At 62.0% G+C, this 21,632-nt stretch carries 24 protein-coding genes and 3 tRNA genes; 21 read left to right on the top strand and 6 right to left on the bottom strand.

The window, feature by feature from the left end; all coding sequences use genetic code 11:
• Positions 1-12: 12 nt before the first annotated feature.
• A tRNA-Met gene (locus ACVWY1_RS22485) sits at positions 13-89 on the bottom strand.
• Between the two features lie 136 nt (positions 90-225).
• Positions 226-302 (bottom strand) — tRNA-Met (locus ACVWY1_RS22490).
• A 210-nt stretch (positions 303-512) separates the two neighbouring features.
• Here ACVWY1_RS22490 and dinB point away from each other — a divergent pair.
• Positions 513-1,571, top strand: a complete 1,059-nt coding sequence (gene dinB / locus ACVWY1_RS22495) for a DNA polymerase IV (protein ID WP_198754993.1) — start codon at positions 513-515, stop codon at positions 1,569-1,571.
• A 36-nt stretch (positions 1,572-1,607) separates the two neighbouring features.
• Here dinB and ACVWY1_RS22500 read toward each other — a convergent pair whose 3' ends face one another.
• The 3 genes from ACVWY1_RS22500 to ACVWY1_RS22510 form a co-directional block, all read right to left on the bottom strand.
• Positions 1,608-2,561 carry a hypothetical protein gene (locus ACVWY1_RS22500; RefSeq protein WP_139673133.1) on the bottom strand — a complete coding sequence of 318 codons (954 nt, stop codon included), beginning with the start codon at positions 2,559-2,561 and terminating at the stop codon, positions 1,608-1,610.
• 21 nt (positions 2,562-2,582) lie between these two features.
• Complete coding sequence (locus ACVWY1_RS22505) at positions 2,583-4,298, bottom strand: proline--tRNA ligase (protein ID WP_046856771.1); 1,716 nt, start codon at positions 4,296-4,298, stop codon at positions 2,583-2,585.
• Positions 4,299-4,454: 156 nt separating this feature from the next.
• On the bottom strand, positions 4,455-5,771 hold the full coding sequence (locus ACVWY1_RS22510; RefSeq protein ID WP_102681674.1) for an OprD family porin: 1,317 nt from the start codon (positions 5,769-5,771) through the stop codon (positions 4,455-4,457).
• Between the two features lie 761 nt (positions 5,772-6,532).
• On the opposite strand from ACVWY1_RS22510, the gene ACVWY1_RS22515 reads away from it, so the two are divergent.
• Together ACVWY1_RS22515 and ACVWY1_RS22520 are read left to right on the top strand one after the other, a co-directional pair.
• Positions 6,533-6,952, top strand: a complete 420-nt coding sequence (locus tag ACVWY1_RS22515; protein ID WP_102681675.1) for an HIT family protein — start codon at positions 6,533-6,535, stop codon at positions 6,950-6,952.
• Positions 6,953-6,954: 2 nt separating this feature from the next.
• The gene (locus ACVWY1_RS22520; RefSeq protein WP_258701081.1) at positions 6,955-7,167 is read left to right on the top strand and encodes a SlyX family protein; all 213 of its coding nucleotides are present in this window, start codon (positions 6,955-6,957) and stop codon (positions 7,165-7,167) included.
• A 19-nt stretch (positions 7,168-7,186) separates the two neighbouring features.
• Here the strand turns inward: ACVWY1_RS22520 and ACVWY1_RS22525 are convergent, their stop codons facing one another.
• Complete coding sequence (locus ACVWY1_RS22525; protein ID WP_023628702.1) at positions 7,187-7,780, bottom strand: cold-shock protein; 594 nt, start codon at positions 7,778-7,780, stop codon at positions 7,187-7,189.
• Positions 7,781-8,060: 280 nt separating this feature from the next.
• Here ACVWY1_RS22525 and ACVWY1_RS22530 point away from each other — a divergent pair, with 280 nt between their 5' ends.
• The 18 genes from ACVWY1_RS22530 (at position 8,061) to ACVWY1_RS22615 (ending at position 21,625) form a co-directional block, all read left to right on the top strand.
• Positions 8,061-8,534: a Dps family protein gene (locus ACVWY1_RS22530; protein ID WP_028690591.1), complete on the top strand. Its 474-nt coding sequence runs from the start codon at positions 8,061-8,063 to the stop codon at positions 8,532-8,534.
• A gap of 195 nt (positions 8,535-8,729) precedes the next feature.
• Positions 8,730-9,056 (top strand): ribbon-helix-helix domain-containing protein, encoded by a 327-nt coding sequence (locus ACVWY1_RS22535; RefSeq protein ID WP_102681730.1) that lies wholly within the window; start codon positions 8,730-8,732, stop codon positions 9,054-9,056.
• A gap of 88 nt (positions 9,057-9,144) precedes the next feature.
• Complete coding sequence (locus ACVWY1_RS22540) at positions 9,145-9,366, top strand: FmdB family zinc ribbon protein (RefSeq protein ID WP_046856766.1); 222 nt, start codon at positions 9,145-9,147, stop codon at positions 9,364-9,366.
• 94 nt (positions 9,367-9,460) lie between these two features.
• The gene (aspS, locus tag ACVWY1_RS22545) at positions 9,461-11,236 is read left to right on the top strand and encodes an aspartate--tRNA ligase (protein WP_046856765.1); all 1,776 of its coding nucleotides are present in this window, start codon (positions 9,461-9,463) and stop codon (positions 11,234-11,236) included.
• 93 nt (positions 11,237-11,329) lie between these two features.
• The gene (locus tag ACVWY1_RS22550; protein WP_023628700.1) at positions 11,330-12,082 is read left to right on the top strand and encodes a YebC/PmpR family DNA-binding transcriptional regulator; all 753 of its coding nucleotides are present in this window, start codon (positions 11,330-11,332) and stop codon (positions 12,080-12,082) included.
• Between the two features lie 133 nt (positions 12,083-12,215).
• On the top strand, positions 12,216-12,740 hold the full coding sequence (ruvC, locus tag ACVWY1_RS22555; protein WP_023628699.1) for a crossover junction endodeoxyribonuclease RuvC: 525 nt from the start codon (positions 12,216-12,218) through the stop codon (positions 12,738-12,740).
• A gap of 108 nt (positions 12,741-12,848) precedes the next feature.
• On the top strand, positions 12,849-13,466 hold the full coding sequence (gene ruvA, locus ACVWY1_RS22560; protein ID WP_102681676.1) for a Holliday junction branch migration protein RuvA: 618 nt from the start codon (positions 12,849-12,851) through the stop codon (positions 13,464-13,466).
• Complete coding sequence (gene ruvB, locus ACVWY1_RS22565) at positions 13,463-14,509, top strand: Holliday junction branch migration DNA helicase RuvB (protein WP_023628697.1); 1,047 nt, start codon at positions 13,463-13,465, stop codon at positions 14,507-14,509. Before ruvA ends, ruvB begins: the two co-directional genes overlap by 4 nt.
• Before the next feature lie 125 nt (positions 14,510-14,634).
• Entirely contained in the window at positions 14,635-15,087 is a 453-nt protein-coding gene (gene ybgC, locus ACVWY1_RS22570) for a tol-pal system-associated acyl-CoA thioesterase (protein WP_023628696.1), read from the top strand.
• Positions 15,088-15,089: 2 nt separating this feature from the next.
• A complete protein-coding gene (gene tolQ, locus ACVWY1_RS22575) occupies positions 15,090-15,785 on the top strand; it encodes a protein TolQ (protein ID WP_023628695.1) in 696 nt (231 codons plus the stop codon).
• A gap of 14 nt (positions 15,786-15,799) precedes the next feature.
• Positions 15,800-16,252, top strand: coding sequence for a protein TolR (gene tolR, locus ACVWY1_RS22580; protein ID WP_023628694.1), 453 nt, complete (start codon positions 15,800-15,802; stop codon positions 16,250-16,252).
• Positions 16,252-17,328 (top strand): cell envelope integrity protein TolA, encoded by a 1,077-nt coding sequence (gene tolA, locus ACVWY1_RS22585; protein ID WP_139673124.1) that lies wholly within the window; start codon positions 16,252-16,254, stop codon positions 17,326-17,328. The genes tolR and tolA overlap by 1 nt, the downstream gene beginning before the upstream one ends.
• A gap of 47 nt (positions 17,329-17,375) precedes the next feature.
• Positions 17,376-18,626: a Tol-Pal system beta propeller repeat protein TolB gene (tolB, locus tag ACVWY1_RS22590; protein WP_046856761.1), complete on the top strand. Its 1,251-nt coding sequence runs from the start codon at positions 17,376-17,378 to the stop codon at positions 18,624-18,626.
• A 54-nt stretch (positions 18,627-18,680) separates the two neighbouring features.
• Entirely contained in the window at positions 18,681-19,178 is a 498-nt protein-coding gene (pal, locus tag ACVWY1_RS22595) for a peptidoglycan-associated lipoprotein Pal (protein ID WP_008090230.1), read from the top strand.
• A 6-nt stretch (positions 19,179-19,184) separates the two neighbouring features.
• Positions 19,185-19,994: a tol-pal system protein YbgF gene (gene ybgF, locus ACVWY1_RS22600; RefSeq protein ID WP_023628691.1), complete on the top strand. Its 810-nt coding sequence runs from the start codon at positions 19,185-19,187 to the stop codon at positions 19,992-19,994.
• Between the two features lie 160 nt (positions 19,995-20,154).
• A complete protein-coding gene (queE, locus tag ACVWY1_RS22605) occupies positions 20,155-20,802 on the top strand; it encodes a 7-carboxy-7-deazaguanine synthase QueE (RefSeq protein WP_277503117.1) in 648 nt (215 codons plus the stop codon).
• 10 nt (positions 20,803-20,812) lie between these two features.
• Entirely contained in the window at positions 20,813-21,487 is a 675-nt protein-coding gene (gene queC, locus ACVWY1_RS22610) for a 7-cyano-7-deazaguanine synthase QueC (protein ID WP_457378781.1), read from the top strand.
• Between the two features lie 62 nt (positions 21,488-21,549).
• Positions 21,550-21,625: transfer RNA gene (locus ACVWY1_RS22615), tRNA-Lys, on the top strand.
• The last annotated feature ends 7 nt before the right edge of the window (positions 21,626-21,632 follow it).

A 21,632-nucleotide genomic window follows, 5' to 3' on the forward strand; every position in this document is an offset into this window, starting at 1 on the left:
TTTTCTTGAATCTGGTTGCGGGAGCCGGATTTGAACCGACGACCTTCGGGTTATGAGCCCGACGAGCTACCAGGCTGCTCCATCCCGCGCCTGTGGAATCGAATTGTACGGATTTCCCTACCGTTGTCAAGCGTTACTGCTTGATTTTTCGTAGGTTTTTCTTTCGTTAGAAATATAGAGGCAATAAAAAAGGCCACTGCGTAAACAGTGGCCTTTTCTTGAATCTGGTTGCGGGAGCCGGATTTGAACCGACGACCTTCGGGTTATGAGCCCGACGAGCTACCAGGCTGCTCCATCCCGCGCCTGTGAGATCGAATTCTACGGATTTTCCTTTGGCTGTCAAGCATTTCCTCAAGAAAATCCTTTTTCGTTCAAACCCTTAGCGTGCCAGATCGCGCCGCAGCTCAGTGGCGACGGGGCTTGCAGGCCGATTGTCCGGTCCAGGCTGTCTCGTCCGTTGGCCATACGGTAATATCTGTATGAATTTACAGTAGTGGCTGTCATCCATGTCCTTGCGCAAGATCATCCACATTGATTGTGACTGCTTCTACGCCGCCATCGAGATGCGCGATGACCCACGCCTGGTCGGTCGCCCCATGGCCGTGGGTGGGCAGCCAGGTCAGCGTGGCGTGATCGCTACCTGTAACTACGAGGCGCGTGCCTACGGCGTGCGGTCGGCTATGGCATCGGGGCATGCGATGAAGCTGTGCCCCGACCTGGAAATCGTCAAGCCGCGTTTCGAGGCTTACCGTGAGGCGTCCCGGGAGATTCACGCGATCTTTCGCGACTACACCGAGCTGATCGAACCGCTGTCGCTGGACGAGGCTTACCTGGATGTCAGTGACAGCCAATGGTTTGCCGGCAGCGCCACGCGGATTGCCGAGGACATTCGCCGGCGGGTCGCCCAGCAACTGCATATCACGGTGTCCGCAGGTGTGGCGCCGAACAAGTTCCTGGCCAAGATCGCCAGCGATTGGCGCAAGCCCAATGGTTTGTTCGTCATTACCCCGGATCAGGTGGAGGAATTCGTTGCGCAGCTACCGGTGGCGCGCTTGCATGGGGTTGGCAAGGTGACTGCGGATAAGCTCTCGCGGTTGGGAATCGACACATGCCTGTCGCTGCGTGATTGGCCGCGGTTGGCATTGGTTCGCGAGTTCGGCAGCTTCGGCGAGCGCTTGTGGGGGCTGGCGCGGGGGATCGACGAGCGTGCGGTGCACAACGACAGTCGGCGGCAGTCGGTCAGCGTCGAGAACACCTACGATCATGATTTGCCCGACCTGAGCAGTTGCCTGGAGAAGCTGCCTGACCTGCTCGCCAGTCTGAATGAGCGGATTGCGCGCATGGATAGCAGCTATCGGCCCGACAAGCCTTTCGTCAAGGTCAAGTTCCATGACTTCAGCCAGACCACGCTGGAGCAGGCGGGGGCGGGGCGGGACCTGGAGAGTTACCGGCAGTTGCTCAGCCAGGCGTTTGCCCGGGGTGGCAAGCCGGTGCGGTTGCTGGGGGTGGGGGTGAGGCTGCGGGATCTGCGCGGGGCGCATGAGCAGTTGGAGTTGTTTCGGGACATATAAAGAAGAAGGGGCCACAGTTGGCCCCTCCTTTTGGTTTTACTGCACGCCCGGATCGGCAACCAGTCGCCCGGTGGCCTTGGTCAGTGCCTGCAGAAATTCCTGCTGCAGCTCCGGATCGTTGCGCGTGAGTTCGATCAGGCTCTGTTCCAGTTCGCTGGCTTCTTCTTCCAGGCCCAGCTCCGACAGGCGCTTGACCCGATGTACCCACTGGCCGACATCGTCGTCCTCGAGGTCATCGAAAATCAGCTCGTGGGCCTCGAGCAACTTGCCGCGCAAATTGCCGCTGACCAGCAGGCTGGCATCGCCTCGTACCTGGTTTTCCTCATCCACCACCTGCAGGTGCAGGGTGCCGATATGGTTGAGGTTCTGCTCGGAGAACGGGCTGTCGAGCAAGTTCAGGCGCAGTACGCCATGCTTGTCGGTGGTCAGCTCGTGGGTCATCTTGCCGGCCTTGACCTCGACCAGGCGCTCGTTCCAGGGCAGGCTGATGGACTCTTCGCGCTTGCCCTTCTCGACCTCGTCGATGCCCGCCAGGTTCTGCTGGGCACGGCCGTTGGACGGTACGTTCATGAACGGGTTGACGCCCGCCACGCCATAGCTCAGCCAGTCGTGGGTGATGCTGTCCGGCAGGTTGCCCAAGGCGAACACATTGGCCACATTGGCGCCGATGCCTGCCACCACGGCCACCGCGCCCAGCGGGATCTCGTAGACCTCCCGCCAGGGTTGGTAGGGGGTGTAGCGGTCGTAGCGGCGGGTCACTTCGAATTCGGTGACCTCGAAACGCTTGAGCTCATGAATGCGCACGCGTCGCTGCGGAAGCTCCATCACCTTCGGCTCGCCGACATCGATCTGCAGACTGTGCTCGAGCAGTTTGCGCTCGACGCGCTCCTCATGGTCGCTGCGCTGGGACATCTGGTTGGCGCAGCCGCCGAGGAACAGGGCGCCGCACAGTGCGGCGCCCCCCAGGGTGTAGGTACTTCGCTTGGACATGATCACTCGCGTAACGGGTTATCAGCGGCGGATGCGGGCCTGCAGGAAGGTCAGCACTTCATTGAGCGGCAGTGCCTGGGCCTCCGACTCGGTGCGGTGCTTGTATTCCAGGTTGCCATCGGCCAGGCCGCGGTCGCTGACGACGATGCGGTGGGGGATGCCGATCAGTTCCATGTCGGCGAACTTGATGCCGGGGCTGGTCTTCTTGTCGCGGTCGTCCAGCAGGACTTCGAAACCGGCGGCGGTCAGTTCGGCGTACAGCTTGTCGGTAGCTTCACGGACCACATCGGTTTCGTAGCGCAGCGGCACCAGGGCGATCTGGAACGGGGCCAGGGCGTCGTTCCAGATGATGCCCTTGTCGTCGTGGTTCTGCTCGATGGCGGCGGCGACCACACGGGACACGCCGATACCGTAGCAGCCCATCGACAGGACTACAGGCTTGCCGTTCTCACCCAGCACCTGGCACTTGAGCGCTTCGCTGTACTTGGTGCCGAGCTGGAAGATGTGGCCGACTTCGATGCCGCGCTTGATGACCAGGGTACCCTGGCCGTCCGGGCTCGGGTCGCCCTCGACCACGTTGCGCAGGTCGGCGACCTGCGGAACCGGCAGGTCGCGTTCCCAGTTCACGCCGAAGTAGTGCTTGTCGTCGATGTTGGCACCGATGCCGAAGTCGCTCATCAGGGCGACCGAGCGGTCGATGATGCACTCCAGCGGCAGATTCAGCGGGCCGAGGGAGCCTGCGCCGGCACCGATGGCGGCACGCAGTTCGGCGTCGGTGGCCATCACCAGCGGGTCGGCGACCTGCTCCAGCTTGGTGGCCTTGATTTCGTTGAGCTCGTGGTCGCCACGTACGATCAGCGCGACCAGCTTGCCTTCCTCGGCGCCATGCACGATCAGGGTCTTGACGGTCTTCTCGATCGCCAGGCCGAAGTTTTCCACCAGTTGCGCGATGGTCTTGGCGTCCGGGGTATCGACCAGGCGCAGCTCTTCGGTCGGCGCCGGACGCACGGTTTCGCGCGGAATGGCCTCGGCCTTCTCGATGTTGGCGGCGTAATCGGAGCTGTCGCTGAAGATCACGTCGTCTTCGCCGGAGGAGGCGAGCACGTGGAATTCGTGGGAATAGCTACCACCGATCGAGCCGGTGTCGGCCTGCACTGGACGGAAGTCCAGGCCCAGGCGGGTGAAGATGTTGGAGTACGCCAGGTGCATGCGGTCGTAGGTTTCCTGCAGGGAAGCCTGGTCGGCATGGAAGGAGTAGGCGTCCTTCATGATGAACTCGCGGCCGCGCATCAGGCCGAAGCGCGGGCGGATCTCGTCGCGGAACTTGGTCTGGATCTGGAACATGTTCAGCGGCAGCTGCTTGTAGCTGGACAGCTCGTTGCGCGCCAGATCGGTGATGACCTCTTCGTGGGTCGGGCCGACGCAGAATTCGCGCTGGTGGCGGTCTTTCAGGCGCAGCAGCTCGGGGCCGTACTGCTCCCAGCGGCCGGATTCCTGCCACAGTTCAGCCGGCTGGATGCTCGGCATCAGCACCTCGAGGGCGCCGGCGGCGGTCATTTCCTCGCGTACCACGGCTTCGACCTTGCGCATTACCCGCAGGCCCATCGGCAGCCAGGTGTACAGGCCGGAGGCCAGCTTGCGGATCATGCCGGCGCGCAGCATGAGCTGGTGGCTGATGACCACTGCATCGGCCGGGGTTTCTTTCTGGGTGGCGAGCAAATATTGACTGGTGCGCATGGTGAGCCGTGTCGATTGCCTGAATGTGAAATGACCCCGCATTGTACGGGGGCGAAACGAAAGCGTACAGAATGCAGCACTGGCGCGGTTCTGTCAGCCAAGAAAAAGCCCGGCGATCGCCGGGCTTCTTCATCTTTGGGCGTCGCAAACCTGGGTTTACAGGATGCTCAGCGGGTACTCGACGATCAGGCGCAGTTCGTCGATGGAGTTGGAGCCGTAGTACACGCCGTCCGCGGAGCGGTAGGTAGCTTGACGCACGCGCAGGCTCAGGTCCTTGGCCGGGCCGCTTTGCAGGACGTACTTGACGTCGATGTCGCGTTCCCATTCCTTGCCGTTGTCGGTGGTGCGGGTGGTAGCACCGGTACCACGAGCGTAACGGGTCATGAAGGTCAGGCCTGGGATGCCATACTCGGCGAAGTTCAGGTCGTAACGGGCCTGCCAGGATTTCTCGTCTTCGGCGTTGAAGTCGGAACGGGCGATGGAGTTGGCCAGGAACACGGTGCCGCCACCGTCGACGCCATAGGCGTAGTCACCGTCGCCGCTGACTTTCTGGTAGGCCAGGGTGAAGGTGTGGGCGCCGATGTTGTAGGCGGCCGAGAGGCTGGCGGCGATGTTGTCGAGCTCGTTGGTGCCATCCGATTTCGTTACGAAGGCGCCGGTGCGGTTTTCACCAATGGACTTGGTGTCATAGATGTTGAAGTCGAACACCAGGCCTTGCTTGTCGCTGATCGGCAATGCCCAGTTGACGTTGCCGTACCACTTGCGGAAGTGATCCTCGACGCGCGAATAGTAGAGGGTGGTACTCAGGCTGTCGGTAATCGCGTAGGTGCCACCGAAGACGTTTGCTTCGGTCAGGCCCGGGCGCTTCTCGCGCGCATCGTTGAGGCCGCCGATGCTGTCCTTGTAGCTTGCCGCCTGAGCATCGAGACGGGTGAAGTGACCGGCGTTCAGCTCCAGGCCCTTGATTTCCTTGCTGGTCAGCAGGAAACCTTCGGCAACTTCAGGCAGCAGGCGGCTGTCGTCGGTAGCAAAGACCGGCATGGCGGTGTACTGGCCGCCGTATTTCAGGACAGTGTCGGAAATACGGAATTTCACCGCGCCGTAGCCCTTGGAGTAATCGTCTTGCGAACGGCCGTCAGAGCCGGTGGGGAACAGGCCGGTGCCGGCACGGCCCTTGCCGCTGTCGACCTTGACGCCCAACAGGCCGATGGCGTCGACGCCGACGCCGACGGTGCCTTGGGTAAAGCCGGATTCGAAGGTGCCGTGGAAGCCCAGGCCTGTTTCTTCTACGCGGCTCTGGTCGCCGGCGGGGGCATTACGGAAGTCACGGCTGAAATACAGCATCCGGGTCTTGACGCTGAGCTTGCTGTCTTCGACGAAGCCCTTGGATTCATCCTGCGAAGAGGCGACAGCCATCTGCGAAGTCCCTGCCGCTACGGCCAGGGCGATCATGCTCCACTTCATCACGCGCATCGTGATTTGCTCCTTTGGTTTTTAGGAAGAGTACCGCCGCACCCAAGTGTTTTAGTTATAGGGCCGGCTCTTTCTTGTTATGTCGGCGAAAATGTATATCACGCGGACTATTCTTGGCGATATGGGCAGAAACAACCTTTCGGTAACTTTATGGCCATGTCGCTGTCAGTTGTCTCCATGTCGCAAATCACGCCTGTCATATAAAGGCGTACAACGCCAGCGCTGTCTCGAAACCGTCATTTTTGTATAAATACAAAGTACGGCTTGTGAAACTCCCTGGTTATCCGATGCCGCTGTTGTTATTTGTCGCATTCATCCTGCAGTGCAGGGAGCGTGCCGACTTGGCGAGTAACGAATGCAACAAGCATGCTCAAAATCACGAACCTTTGATGAAATTTTCACAAAGGCCCTGCCTGTAGCCGGAAAACCTCCGAAAACACGGGCTGCGACCGGTTTGGCGGCGGTTCACGGTGATCTCTGGCGTATGGGTGTGAAGCTGCCTTCCAAGTCAAGGTGTTACCGACGATTGTTTATCCTGGCTGTTTTATGTGACGGATGTGTGGTGGAGGTCTGACGAGCGGCATCATTTTGGTGCGAAAAGTAGCGCTGTGTTACCGAAGCGGGGCGTCGATGTTGTCATTCGCGTGCTACAAATGGCTCGAATCGACGTCGCCGGGTGTGGCAAATGCCGAAGCAGAGTATCCTTGCGCCCCTGTGCCCGGCCGGTTGGAAGGGCTGTATCGCTAGTAAGGAGGTTTGCCGTGTTCACCCTCGATTCGCGTCTGCAGGAGGATTCCCTGGTACTGGGCGACCTGCCACTGTGCCGCCTGCTGCTGAGCAAGGATGCCAACTACCCGTGGTTCATCCTGGTGCCGCGTCGCGCCGATATCACTGAAGTGTTCGAGCTCGAGGAAGCGGACCAGCAGCAGTTGTGGGTCGAGACGAGCGCCCTGGCCGAGGCGTTGAAGGATGCCTTTGCCGCCGACAAGATGAACGTCGCGGCCCTGGGCAATGTGGTCAGCCAGTTGCACATGCATGTGATCGTGCGTCAGCGTGGTGATGCCGCCTGGCCCGCCCCGGTCTGGGGCAAGGTGGCGGCCATCGGCTACACCCAGGAGCAGCTCGATGGTATTCGCCAGCAAGTGCGTGCGCTGCTGGGTGAGAGCTTCAAGGAGGCTTGAGGATGTCGCAGGAACTGGAAATGCGCATGATCGAGCTGGAGACCCGCCAGGCGTTTCAGGATGACAGCTTGCAGGCGCTCAATGATGTGGTTGTCGAGCAGAGCCGAGTGATCGAACGCCTGCAATTGCAGATGGCGGAGCTGATCAAACGCTACGAAGAGGTGGCCGGCCAGCAGGGCGGCGGGGAAGAGGAAGCGCCGCCGCCTCACTATTGAGCACGGCGGCGGCAAAGGGTCAGCGGCGCGCGACGGCGACCACGTCTTCAGCCTGCAGGCCTTTGTCGCGGTGCATCACCGAGAACTCCACGCGCTGGCCTTCGACCAGCACCCGGTGGCCTTCGCCGCGGATGGCGCGAAAGTGCACGAAGATATCGTCACCGGAGTCGCGGGAGATGAATCCGAAGCCCTTGGAGGTGTTGAACCACTTCACGGTACCGGTATCGCGCTGGCCGGCCTCCGTGGGATTGCCCTGGCTGGCGCGGGCCTTTCGCGTGCCGCGAACGAAGCCGGCCACCAGGTGCAGCACGCTGGCGAGGAAGGCGCAGGCCAGTGCTGGCAGGTTGCCAAGCTCCGGGCGGGCCAACAGGGTGAGGGTCTGCAGGACCACGGCCACGACCAGCAGGATACTGGTGGCGTGTTGCAGCTGTTGGCGCATGCCTTTGTAGTACTGCGGCAGTACGGGGGCAATCACCAGGTTGAGCAGGCCGAGCAGCGCCAGGTAGACAGCCTCGGGTTGCTGCAGGAAGGGTGTTGCGTCAGTTTTCAAGGTGGGTATGAGCGATAGCAGCAAAGCCGCCACGCCCGTCACCAGATGGACGATCTTGAACATTGGGTTTGGCTCACGTTGATAAGGCCGATCACAGGATGAGCTGGTCGCACGGTGCGCGTGAACTGTAGGCGCGAAAACGTGACGGGCCAGCCTATGCACCCGGCACTGACAATCCGCACGGGTGGCACACTGCCTATTTAACAGCAAAGACGGGGGCTTCTCAAACCGATTGGCGCCGACGGCTGTCCATGCAGCCTTGTGCCGCATGCGCCGGCGGGCAACTCTTGTTAGAGTGGTTGCTGCCCGCTTGATGATCAAGCCTTATGGAAAGGGGAGCTTCATGGCAATCGATATCGGTATCAGTGAAGAAGATCGCAAGTCCATCGTCGATGGGTTGTCCCGCCTGTTGTCGGATACCTATGTGCTGTATCTGAAAACCCATAACTTCCATTGGAACGTCACCGGTCCGTCGTTCCGCACCCTGCACCTGATGTTCGAGGAGCAATACAACGAACTGGCCCTGGCGGTCGACTCGATTGCCGAGCGCATCCGTGCCCTGGGCTTCCCGGCGCCGGGTTCCTATGCCTTTTATGCCCGCCACTCCTCGATCAAGGAAGAGGAGGGCGTGCCGCCTGCCGAAGAGATGATTCGCCAGCTGGTTCAGGGGCAGGAAGCCGTTGTGCGCACCGCTCGCAGCATCTTCCCGGTGGTGGACAAGGTCAGCGACGAGCCGACTGCCGACTTGCTGACCCAACGCATGCAGGTGCACGAAAAAACAGCATGGATGCTGCGCGTCTTGCTCGACGGGAACTGATTGCCGCTTGACCGTCGTTTGATCCAGCCAAGCCAGGCCCGATGCCTTCCCCGGTGTCGGGCCTGCACGTTTGCAGGGAAGGCTTTGCCGCTGCTATCGGCATGACCGGGTGGCGCTTCATGAAACACATGGATCCGTTCGCAGGGCGGGCGGGGTGTGGTTTCGAGATGATGGAGCGGTGCGGTGGACAATCCGATGTGTGGTATCGACGGCAATGCGAGGCACAGGCAGGGCGCGGGCAGCCCGCGGATCGATCCGTTCAGGCGGGACTTCGACATGGCGCAGGCGGGGCCTGTATCACGCTCGGTACGGCTCAACGGTTTCGCCACCTGCCTGCGTCTGGAGGTAGTTTATTGGCGCATCCTGGAGCGCATCGCCCAGGCCAACCGCTGCTCGGTGAGCGCGGTGCTGTCCTATGTGGACCGCGAGGTGCACCTGCGCCATGGCGGGGTGAGGAATTTCAGCGGGCTGGTCCGGGTGATCTGCGTCACCTGGTTGCAGGAAGCGCGGGACGTACACTGATCGCCGGGCTGCACAGCACTCCTTAACCATATATAATCCCGCTTTTTGCTGCCTTGGGCAGCGTGCGATGTGGTTGACGAGAGACGCCATGCCCCTTTACGACTATCAATGTGCATCCTGCGAACACCGCATGGAGGTGTTGCAGAAGATCAGTGCCGCGCCGCTGACCGATTGCCCGGCATGCCAGGCGCCGGCATTGAAGAAGCAGCTGTCGGTCCCCGGCTTCCGCCTGAGCGGCAACGGCTGGTACGAGACCGACTTCAAGACCGGGGCGAAAAAGAATCTGGCAGGCGGCGACAAGGCCGACTGAGTTGAATTGCACCGACCAGGTCTTGCAGTATTAGCCCCTTGGGCGGCCAAGACCTCCACCGAACATACGAATCACGAGAAGCGAAACCACGACCATGATGCGCAGCCATTATTGCGGCCAACTGAACGAGTCCCTGGACGGCCAGGAAGTCACCCTTTGCGGCTGGGTCCATCGTCGCCGCGACCACGGCGGGGTGATTTTCCTCGATATCCGTGACCGCGAAGGCATGGCCCAGGTGGTGTTCGATCCGGATCGCGCCGAAACCTTCGCCGCCGCCGACCGTGTGCGCAGCGAATACGTCGTGCAGATCACCGGCAAGGTACGCAAGCGCCCGGATGGCGCAGTGAACGCCAACATGGCCTCCGGCGCCATCGAGATCCTCGGTTACCAGCTGACCGTGCTCAACGAGGCCGAAACGCCGCCGTTCCCGCTGAACGAATACTCCGACGTGGGCGAGGAAACCCGCCTGCGCTACCGCTTCATCGACCTGCGTCGCCCGGAGATGGCCGACAAGCTGCGCCTGCGTTCGCGCATCACCAGCAGCATCCGTCGCTTCCTCGACGAGAACGGTTTCCTCGACGTCGAGACGCCGATTCTCACCCGTGCCACGCCGGAAGGCGCCCGTGACTACCTGGTACCGAGCCGTACCCACGCTGGCAGCTTCTTTGCCTTGCCGCAGTCGCCACAGCTGTTCAAGCAGTTGCTGATGGTCGCTGGCTTCGACCGCTACTACCAGATCGCCAAGTGCTTCCGCGACGAAGACCTGCGTGCCGACCGCCAGCCGGAATTCACCCAGATCGACATCGAGACCAGCTTCCTCGACGAGTCCGAGATCATGGGCCTCACCGAGAGCATGATCCGCAAGCTGTTCAAGGAAGTCCTGGATCTGGAGTTCGGTGACTTCCCGCACATGACCTACGAAGAGGCCATGCGCCGCTACGGCTCCGACAAGCCGGACCTGCGTATCCCGCTGGAGCTGATCGACGTTGCCGACCAGCTCAAGGATGTCGACTTCAAGGTCTTCGCCGGCCCCGCCAACGATCCGAAGTGCCGCGTCACTGCCCTGCGTCTGCCGGGCGGCGCCAGCATGCCGCGCAGCAAGATCGACGAGTACACCAAGTTCGTCGGCATCTACGGTGCCAAGGGCCTGGCCTACATCAAGGTCAACGAGCGCGCCAAGGGTGTCGAGGGTCTGCAGTCGCCGATCGTCAAGAACATCCCCGAGGCCAACCTCAACACCATCCTCGACCGCGTTGGCGCGGTCGATGGCGACATCGTGTTCTTCGGCGCCGACAAGGCCAAGATCGTCAGCGAAGCCCTGGGCGCGCTGCGTATCCGCCTGGGTCATGACTTCGAGCTGCTGACCTGCCAGTGGGCGCCGATGTGGGTCGTCGACTTCCCGATGTTCGAAGAGAACGAAGACGGCAGCTTCACCGCGCTGCACCACCCGTTCACCGCGCCGAAGTGCACCCCCGAGGAGCTGGAGGCCAATCCGGCCACCGCGCTGTCGCGTGCCTACGACATGGTGCTCAACGGCACCGAGCTGGGTGGCGGTTCGATCCGTATCCACCGCAAGGAAATGCAACAGGCGGTATTCCGCCTGCTGGGTATCGAGGCGGCGGAACAGGAAGAGAAGTTCGGCTTCCTGCTCGACGCCCTGAAGTTCGGCGCACCGCCTCACGGTGGCCTGGCCTTCGGCCTGGACCGCCTGGTCATGCTGATGACCGGCGCGCAGTCGATCCGTGAAGTGATCGCCTTCCCGAAAACCCAGAGCGCCGCGTGCGTCATGACCCAGGCCCCGGGCATGGTCGACGCCAAGGCCCTGCGCGAGCTGCACATCCGTCTGCGCGAGCAGACCAAGGTCGAGTAACCTCGACTACGGGCGCACGTGTTGCGCCCACGTATTCATGCGTTCCGCCCTTCGGGGCGGAACCTGTTTCTGTTTCAAGGATTTGGAGTCGTTATGGCCGGTCATTCCAAGTGGGCGAACATCAAGCACCGCAAAGAACGCCAGGATGCCAAGAGAGGCAAGATCTTCACCAAGTGGATTCGCGAACTGACCGTCGCTGCCAAGCAAGGTGGTGGTGATCCGGCGTCCAACCCGCGCCTGCGCCTGGCGCTGGACAAGGCCCTGGGTGCCAACATGAGCCGCGACATCATCGACCGCGCCGTGGCCCGCGGTGCCGGCACCAACGAAAGCGACAACGTCGAAGAGCTCAGCTACGAGGGTTACGGCCCGGGCGGCGTGGCGATCATGGTCGAAGCCATGACCGACAACCGTAACCGTACTGCCGCGGCCGTGCGGCATGCCTTCACCAAGTGCGGCGGCAACCTCGGTACCGACGGTTCGGTGGCCTACCTGTTCGAGCGCAAGGGGCAGATCAGCTTCGCTGCCGAGCTGAACGTGGACGAGGATGCGCTGATGGAAGCCGCGATGGAGGCCGATGCCGACGATGTGGTGGTCAACGACGACGGCTCCTTTGACGTGTTTACCTCGTTCAACAGTTTCTATGCCGTGCGCAATGCCCTGGAAGAGGCCGGCTTCAAGGCGTCCGACGCCGAGATCGTGATGCAGCCGACCACCAGCGCCGAGCTAGACCAGGACGGTGCGGAGAAGGTGCTCAAGCTGATCGACATGCTCGAGGACCTGGATGACGTGCAGAACGTCTACTCCAACGCACAGATCTCCGATGAGATCATGGAAACGCTGGGCTGATCGTTTCGGCTATCGGCTGTAGCGCGGGGCAAGCCCGCTCCCACAAGGCCTGCGCCAGATTGCGGTGTAGCCTTTGTGGGAGCGGGCTTGTCCCGCGATAAGGCCGGCAAATTCGCACACCTTTGTAGGCGCTATGACTCTCATTCTTGGTATCGACCCCGGCTCGCGCATCACCGGTTTTGGCGTGGTCCGCCAGACTGCCCGTGGCTGCGAGTACGTGGCGTCGGGCTGTATACGCACTGGCGGCGGTGAGCTGCACGAGCGTCTGCAGATCGTCTTTCGCGGTGTCAGCGAGATCATCCGCCAACATGAGCCGGTGACCATGGGCATCGAGCGGGTGTTCATGGCGCGCAACGCCGATTCGGCGCTCAAGCTTGGCCAGGCCCGGGGGGCAGCCATCGTCGCCGCCGCCGAGGCCGGCCTGGAGATCGCCGAATACACCGCCAGCCAGGTCAAGCAGGCCGTGGCCGGTACCGGCGGCGCCAACAAGGAGCAGGTGATGATGATGGTCATGCACCTGCTCAAGCTGACCCAGAAACCGCAGATCGATGCCTCCGACGCCCTGGCCATCGCCCTGTGCCATGCCCATACCCGCTCCAGCCTCATCCCCCACGGGTTGGCGACGGCTCGGCGTCGTGGCGGCCGCTTGCGTCTGTAACCGCTTCATGCGGTGATACACATTTTGTCCGGGTGAAGCACTTTCCCGGCGCATTTGCTGATAGGGTGGACCGGTTTTCGACCGGCACCCCAGAGGAAGGATCGGAACGTGATTGGACGTTTGCGTGGCACCCTGGCGGAAAAACAGCCGCCGCACCTGATTGTCGACATCAACGGCCTGGGCTACGAGCTCGAAGTGCCGATGACCACGCTGTACCGTCTGCCCAAGCTGGGCGAGACCGTCACCCTGCACACCCATCTGGTGGTGCGTGAAGACGCCCATCTGTTGTACGGCTTCTTCGAAAAGCGCGAACGCGAGCTGTTCCGCGAGCTGATCCGCCTCAACGGCGTTGGCCCGAAACTGGCGCTGGCGCTGATGTCGGGGCTCGAGGCCGACGAACTGGTGCGCTGCGTCCAGGCCCAGGATGCCTCGGCGTTGGTGCGGGTGCCCGGTGTTGGCAAGAAGACCGCCGAGCGCCTGCTGGTCGAGCTCAAGGATCGCTTCAAGGCCTGGGAAACCTCGCCCGCCATGTTCACCCTGGTGTCCGATGGCCCGGTGCCGGTGGCCAGTGCCTCCAATGCCGAGGCCGACGCGGTCAGCGCCCTGGTGTCGCTGGGCTACAAGCCGCAAGAGGCCAGCAAGGCGATTGCCGCCATCGAGGGCAAGGCCAACCTCAGCAGTGAGGAACTGATCCGTCGCAGCCTCAAAGGGATGATTACCAAGTGATCGAGACCGACCGCCTGATCGCCGCCTCCGGACGCGACCGCGAAGAGGTCCAGGATCGTGCGATCCGCCCGCTGAGTCTGGACGAATACATCGGCCAGCCGGTGGTGCGCGAGCAGATGTCGCTGTTCATCCAGGCCGCGCGCGGGCGCAGCGAGTCACTCGACCACACCCTGATCTTTGGTCCGCCGGGCTTGGGCAAGACCACGTTGGCCAACATCATCGCCCACGAGATGGGCGTGTCGGTGAAGAGCACCTCCGGCCCGATTCTCGAGCGGCCCGGCGACCTCGCGGCGATGCTGACCAATCTCGAGCCGCACGACGTGCTGTTCATCGACGAGATCCACCGCTTGTCGCCGGTGGTCGAGGAAGTGCTCTATCCGGCGATGGAGGATTTCCAGTTGGACATCATGATCGGCGAGGGCCCGGCCGCGCGCTCGATCAAGCTCGACCTGCCGCCGTTCACCCTGGTCGGCGCCACCACGCGTGCCGGCATGCTGACCAACCCGCTGCGTGATCGCTTCGGTATCGTCCAGCGCCTGGAGTTCTACAGCGACAGGGACCTGGCGACCATCGTCAGCCGTTCGGCCGGCATCCTCGGCTTGCCCATGGACGACAAGGGCGCATTCGAGATCGCCCGCCGGGCTCGTGGCACGCCACGGATCGCCAATCGCCTGCTGCGGCGGGTGCGCGACTTTGCCGAAGTGCGCGGCAAGGGTGAGATCACCAAGGCGGTCGCGGACATGGCGCTGAACCTGCTGGATGTCGACGAGCGTGGCTTCGATCACTCCGACCGGCGTCTGCTGCTGACCATGATCGAGAAGTTCGACGGTGGCCCGGTGGGGCTCGACAATATTGCCGCGGCGATCGGCGAGGAGCGCCACACCATCGAGGACGTGCTCGAGCCCTATCTCATCCAGCAGGGCTATATCATGCGTACCCCCCGTGGGCGCGTGGTCACCCGGCACGCCTACCTGCATTTCGGCCTGAACATTCCCGGGCGTTTCTGCGAGGGTGGGGAATATGCGGCGCAAGACGACGAATGACAGATCGAATCGGCATTTTCGTGGTCCTACCGCTGGCATGCTCTGGGCTCGCTGGCAATACGACATTATCGATGCAAAAACAGTTGCCGCAGCGGATTGGCAAGCACAGGAGTAAGCACTAGAGTATGCGCGCGCAAAATGGGCTGGAACCGTTCGCACACCGCTGTCGCGTCTATTACGAGGATACCGACGCCGGTGGCGTGGTGTATTACGTCAACTACCTCAAATTCATGGAGCGCGCGCGCACCGAGCGGCTGCGTCACCTGGGGTTCTCCCAGGCTCAGCTGGCGCAGGACAATTTGTTGTTCGTGGTCCATTCCAGCGAGGCGCGCTACCACGCGCCGGCCCGTCTGGACGACGAGTTGCGGGTAACCGCGCAAGTACTTGAATTGAATCGTGCCAGCCTGCGCTTCGTGCAGCAGGTGTGGCGAGCAAAGGATGAAGTGCTGCTCTGCGAAGGGCAGTTCCTGGTGGCCGCCGTGCGCGCCGACACTTTCAAACCCCGGGCCATTCCCCCAGAACTGCGCGACGCCTTCCTGGCGGACGGCACGGGTACTCAATCGAACGCAGGAGAATAAGCGTGGAAGCAAACGTCGTCGACCATACCTCCATGTGGAGCCTGGTCGCCAATGCCAGTGTCGTGGTTCAGCTGGTGATGCTGACCCTCGTGGCAGCCTCGGTGACCTCTTGGATCATGATCTTCCAGCGCAGCACCATGCTGCGCGCCGGTCGTCGTGCACTGGACGCTTTCGAAGAGCGCTTCTGGTCGGGCATCGACCTGTCCAAGCTGTACCGCCAGGCGGGCAGCAACCCAGACCCGGACTCGGGTGTCGAGCAGGTCTTCCGTGCCGGCTTCAAGGAATTCTCGCGCCTGCGCCAGCAACCAGGTGTCGACCCGGACGCGGTCATGGAAGGGGTAGGGCGTGCCATGCGCGTGGCCATCTCCCGCGAGGAAGAAAAGCTCGAGCAGAGCCTGCCGTTCCTGGCCACCGTCGGTTCCACCAGCCCGTACATCGGTCTGTTCGGTACCGTATGGGGCATCATGAACTCCTTCCGTGGCCTGGCCAGCGCCCAGCAGGCCACCCTGGCCACCGTGGCCCCGGGCATCGCCGAGGCGCTGATCGCCACTGCGATCGGCCTGTTCGCCGCGATCCCGGCTGTGATCGCCTACAACCGTTTTGCCGCGCGCAGTGAAGTGCTGATCGGGCGCTACTATACGTTCGCCGACGAGTTCCAGGCGATCCTGCACCGCAAAGTACACACCAGCGAAGAGTGATCAGGTAGAAACCCATGGCCCGAGTTCGCCACAAACGCAAGCCGGTCGCCGAGATGAACGTGGTGCCCTACATCGACGTGATGCTGGTGCTACTGGTTATCTTCATGGTGACAGCCCCGATGCTCAACCAGGGCGTGAAGGTGGACCTGCCCAAGGTTTCCAGCGAAGCCCTGCCGCAGGACAACAACGTCCAGGTCCTGACCATCTCGATCAAGGCCGACAAGACCTACTACTGGAACCTCGGCAGCGAAGTCGACACCGACAAACAGATGGACAAGGCCATGACCTTGCCGGAAATGACCAGCGCGGTGACCAAGATCATCGCCGCCGGTCGTGACCAGGGCAAGCAGACCCAGGTCTTCATCCGTGGCGACAAGGCTGTCGACTACGGTGCGGTGATGGGCGCCATGGGCGGGTTGCAGAAGGCCGGTGTCGGTAACGTTGGCCTGATTACCGAGGCGCCCTGATGCAACAGCGAGAGCCATCCGCCTCGGAAAGCTACTTCTGGCCCAGTGTCTGGGCCATTGCGCTGCACGTGCTGGTGTTCGGCATGCTGTTCGTCAGCTTCGCCATGACGCCCGAGCTGCCGCCCTCCAAGCCTATCGTCCAGGCCACGCTGTACCAGCTCAAGTCCAAGAGCCAGGCGACCACCCAGACCAATCAGAAGATTGCCGGGGAGGCCAAGAAGACCGCTTCGCGCCAGACCGAGGTCGAACAGCTGGAGCAGAAGAAGGTCGAGCAGGAGGCCGTGAAGGCCGCGGAACAAAAGAAAGCCGACGCCGCTCAAAAGGCCGAGGAGGCTCGCGAAGCCGCCGAGGCGAAGAAAGCAGACGACGCCGCCAAGGCCGCCGAGCAGAAGAAAGCCGCCGAGGCCAAGAAAGCCGAGGAAGCGAAGAAAGCTGCCGAGAAGCAGCAGGCCGACATCGCCAAGAAGAAGGCTGAGGAAGAAGCGAAGAAGAAGGCCGAGGAAGAAGCCAAGAAACAGGCTGCGGAAGAGGCGAAGAAGAAAGCCGCCGAAGACGCGAAGAAAAAAGCAGCCGAGGACGCCAAGAAGAAAGCGGCGGCCGAGGACGCGAAGAAGAAGGCAGCTGAAGAGGCCAAGAAAAAGGCCGCTGCAGACGCCCAGAAGAAAAAGGCACAGGAAGCGGCCCGCAAGGCGGCGGAAGACAAAAAGGCCCAGGCACTTGCCGAGCTGTTGTCCGACACCACCGAACGGCAGCAGGCGCTGGCCGACGAGCAGGGTGACCAGGTGGCCGGCGACTTCGACGACCTGATCCGCATGCGCGCGGCCGAAGGTTGGGCGCGTCCGCCATCCGCGCGCAAGGGCATGACGGTAGTTCTGCAGATCAACATGCTGCCGGACGGCACCCTCACCAATGTGAGTGTGGCCAAGTCCAGTGGCGACGGTCCGTTCGACAGCTCGGCCGTGGCCGCGGTGAAGAACATTGGTCGGTTGACCGAAATGCAGGGCTTGAAGCCGAACGAGTTCAATCCGTATCGTTCATTCAAGATGACATTTACACCTGAGGATCTAGCGTTGTGATTAAACGTCTGAGAGGACTCCTGGTCTTGCTCTGCTGCGTGGCAGGCATGGCGATGGCAGAGGAAAAGAACATCCTGGTCACCAGCGGTAGCGACCGGGCAACTCCCATTGCGGTAGTGCCGTTCGGTGTCCAGGGCGGCAGCGTGCTGCCGGAAGACATGGCCGATATCATCGGCAACGACCTGCGCAACTCCGGCTACTACGCGCCGATCCCGCGGCAGAACATGATCAGCCAGCCAAGCCAGGCCAGCGAAGTGATCTTCCGCGACTGGAAAGCGCTGGGCGCCCAGTACGTCATGGTCGGCAGCATCGTGCCGGCCGGTGGTCGCCTGCAGGTGCAGTACGCCCTGTTCAACGTCGCCACCGAGCAGCAGGTGCTGACCGGTAGCGTGGCCGGCGGCGTCGACCAACTGCGCGACATGTCGCACTACATCGCCGACCAGTCGTTCGAGAAGCTCACCGGCATCAAGGGTGCGTTTTCCACGCGCATGCTGTACGTGACCGCCGAGCGTTTCTCCACCAACAACACCCGTTACACCCTGCAGCGTTCGGACTACGACGGTGCCCGTGCAGTAACCCTGCTGCAGTCGCGTGAGCCGATCCTGTCGCCGCGCTTCGCACCCGATGGCAAGCGTATCGCCTATGTCTCGTTCGAGCAGAAGCGCCCGCGCATCTTCATCCAGCACATCGACACCGGTCGCCGCGAGCAGATCACCAACTTCGAAGGCCTGAACGGCGCGCCTGCCTGGTCGCCTGACGGCTCGCGCCTGGCATTCGTGCTGTCGAAGGACGGCAACCCGGACATCTATGTGATGAACGTGGCTTCGCGCCAGATCACCCGTGTCACCGCAGGCCCAGGCATCAATACCGAGCCGTTCTGGGGCAAGGATGGCAACACCCTGTACTTCACCTCCGACCGTGGCGGCAAGCCGCAGATCTACAAACAGTCGGTTGGTGGCGGTGGTGCCGAGCGCGTGACGTTCGTGGGTAACTACAACGCCAACCCGAAATTGTCGGCGGACGAAAAGACCCTGGTGATGATCCATCGCCAGCAAGGTTTCACCAACTTCAAGGTGGCCGCGCAGGACCTGCAACGTGGAAGTGTAAAGATTCTCTCCGAGACCAGTCTTGATGAGTCTCCCACTGTTGCGCCAAACGGCACCATGCTAATCTACGCCACCCGCCAGCAGGGCCGGGGAGTCTTGATGCTCGTGTCGCTTAACGGCCGCGTGAGGCTCCCACTTCCTACCGCTCAAGGCGAAGTCAGAGAACCGTCCTGGTCCCCTTACCTGAACTGATTGCGGCGTAACACGTTTTGCTTAACACACTGGGGTTTCATTAGGAGTTTCACGATGGAAATGCTGAAGTTTGGTAAATTCGCTGCGCTGGCTCTGGCCATGGCTGTAGCTGTAGGTTGCTCCTCGAAAGGCGGCGACAACGCTGGTGAAGGCGCTGTTGATCCGAACGCTGGCTACGGTGCCAACACTGGCGCTGTCGACGGCTCCCTGAGCGAAGAAGCCGCCCTGCGCGCAATCACCACCTTCTACTTCGAATACGACAGCTCGGACCTGAAGCCAGAAGCCATGCGCGCTCTGGACGTTCACGCCAAGGACCTGAAGTCCAACGGCAACCGCGTTGTCCTGGAAGGCAACACCGACGAGCGCGGCACCCGCGAGTACAACATGGCTCTGGGTGAGCGTCGTGCCAAGGCCGTTCAGCGCTACCTGGTTCTGCAGGGCGTTTCCCCTGCTCAGCTGGAACTGGTTTCCTACGGCGAAGAGCGTCCAGTTGCCACCGGCAACGACGAGCAGTCCTGGGCCCAGAACCGTCGCGTAGAACTGCGTAAGTAAGTTCCTATGCGTATGTGCCGTCGTGCTGTAACCGTTCTCGCACTCAGCCTGCCCCTTTCGGCGTGGGCTGCGGTTCCCGTAGTAGATGACAACGCGGGTGGCTATCCACCTGCGGGTTATGGCACGAGCGGCGCCTATGCCGGAGCAGGGGCTTCGGCCCCTGCTTCTGCAAATGGCCAGCTGTTCATGCAGCTGCAGCAGATGCAGGACCAGATTTCCCGCCAGCAAGGCATCATCGAAGAGCTGCAGAACGATGTGTCGCGCATGAAGCAGGAAAACCTCGAGCGCTACCAGGATCTCGACCGCCGCATCAGCAGCGGTGCCGCGCCTGCCGCGACTCCAGACAATTCTTCCACCGGTGGCGCGAACAGCGCAGCCACGGGTGCGGCCGCCGGCGCCAATGCCGCGCAGCCACCGGCCGCGAGCAGCGAGCCGGGCGATCCGGCGAAAGAGAAGCTGTATTACGACGCCGCTTTCGACCTGATCAAGCAGAAGGACTTCGACAAGGCCAGCCAGGCCTTCAACGCCTTCCTGCGTAAGTACCCCAACAGCCAGTACGCCGGCAATGCCCAGTACTGGCTCGGCGAGGTCAACCTGGCCAAGGGCGACCTGCAAGGTGCCAGCCAGGCGTTCGCCGAGGTGGGCCAGAAGTACCCGAAACACAGCAAGGTGCCGGATTCGCTGTACAAGCTGGCCGATGTCGAGCGCCGCATGGGCCACACCGACAAGGTCAAGGGTATCCTGCAGCAGGTCATCACCCAGTACCCCGGTACTTCCGCCGCGCAACTGGCGCAACGCGACCTGCAAAAGCTCTGAACGACCCGTTGAAGAAGAAACCCGCGCTTGTCGCGGGTTTTTTCGTTAGAATCACGGCCCTTTTTTCGTAAACACGCTGCCGCGGATAACGCTTTGTCGAGTCCGCGACAGTGCCTGACGGAGGCGGACAGCCTGTTTAGCTGTCACGCCCGTGGCGATCATGCAAGACACATTACGCATCACCGAAGTGTTTTACTCGTTGCAGGGTGAAACGCGAACGGCCGGGCTGCCCACGGTTTTCGTGCGCCTGACCGGTTGCCCCCTGCGCTGCCAGTACTGCGACAGTGCCTATGCCTTCAGTGGCGGCACTGTCCGCACCCTCGACTCCATCCTTGAACAGGTGGCCGGCTTCAAGCCGCGTTACGTCTGCGTGACCGGTGGCGAGCCACTGGCCCAGCCCAACGCGCTGCCTTTGTTGCAGCGCCTGTGCGACGCCGGTTACGACGTGTCGCTGGAAACCAGTGGCGCTCTCGATATCAGTGGCGTCGACACCCGGGTCAGCCGCGTGGTCGATCTCAAGACCCCAGGCTCCGAGGAGTCTCACCGCAATCGCTACGAGAACATCGAGCTCCTGACCGGCAACGACCAGGTCAAGTTCGTCATCTGTTCCCGCGAGGACTACGATTGGGCGGTTTCCAAGCTGATCCAGTACAACCTGGCCGAGCGCGCCGGTGAAGTGCTGTTTTCGCCCAGCCACCATCAGGTGAGCGCCACCGATCTGGCCGACTGGATCGTCGCCGACAACCTGCCCGTACGCTTCCAGCTGCAGCTGCACAAGCTGCTGTGGAACGACGAACCCGGACGTTGAGGAGAAAGACATGACTGACAAACGCGCGGTAATCCTGCTGTCCGGTGGCCTGGATTCGGCCACCGTGGTAGCCATGGCCAAGGCCGACGGCTACCAGTGCTACACCATGAGCTTCGACTATGGCCAGCGCCATCGCGCCGAGCTTAACGCCGCGGCACGGGTGGCTAGTGATCTGGGCGTGGTCGAGCACAAGGTGATCGGCCTGAACCTCGATGGCATCGGTGGCTCAGCGCTGACCGACAGCAGCATCGATGTACCCGAGGCGCCAAGCGAGGGGATTCCGGTCACCTACGTGCCGGCTCGCAACACCGTGTTCCTGTCCCTGGCCCTGGGCTGGGCGGAGGTGCTCGAAGCCCGTGACATCTTCATTGGTGTCAACGCCGTGGATTACTCCGGCTACCCTGACTGCCGCCCGGAATTCGTCGAGGCCTTCGAGCGTATGGCCAACCTGGCTACCAAGGCCGGCGTGGAAGGGCAGGGATTCCGTATCCAGGCGCCGCTGCAGAACCTGAGCAAGGCACAGATTGTCCAGGCGGGCATCGCCCGTGGCGTGGACCACAGCCTGACCGTTTCTTGCTACCAGGCCGACGACGACGGACGTGCCTGCGGCAAGTGCGACAGCTGCCGCTTGCGCGCCGACGGCTTCAAGGCGGCCGGCGTAGAGGATCCCACCCGGTATTTTTGAAAAAAAATTGCGATGGAGTGTTGATTTCCTCTGAGAAATCAGTAATATACGCGCCATCCAACGGGTCGTTAGCTCAGTTGGTAGAGCAGTTGGCTTTTAACCAATTGGTCGTAGGTTCGAATCCTACACGACCCACCATATGCAG

The organism is Pseudomonas sp. TE6288, assembly GCF_054062095.1.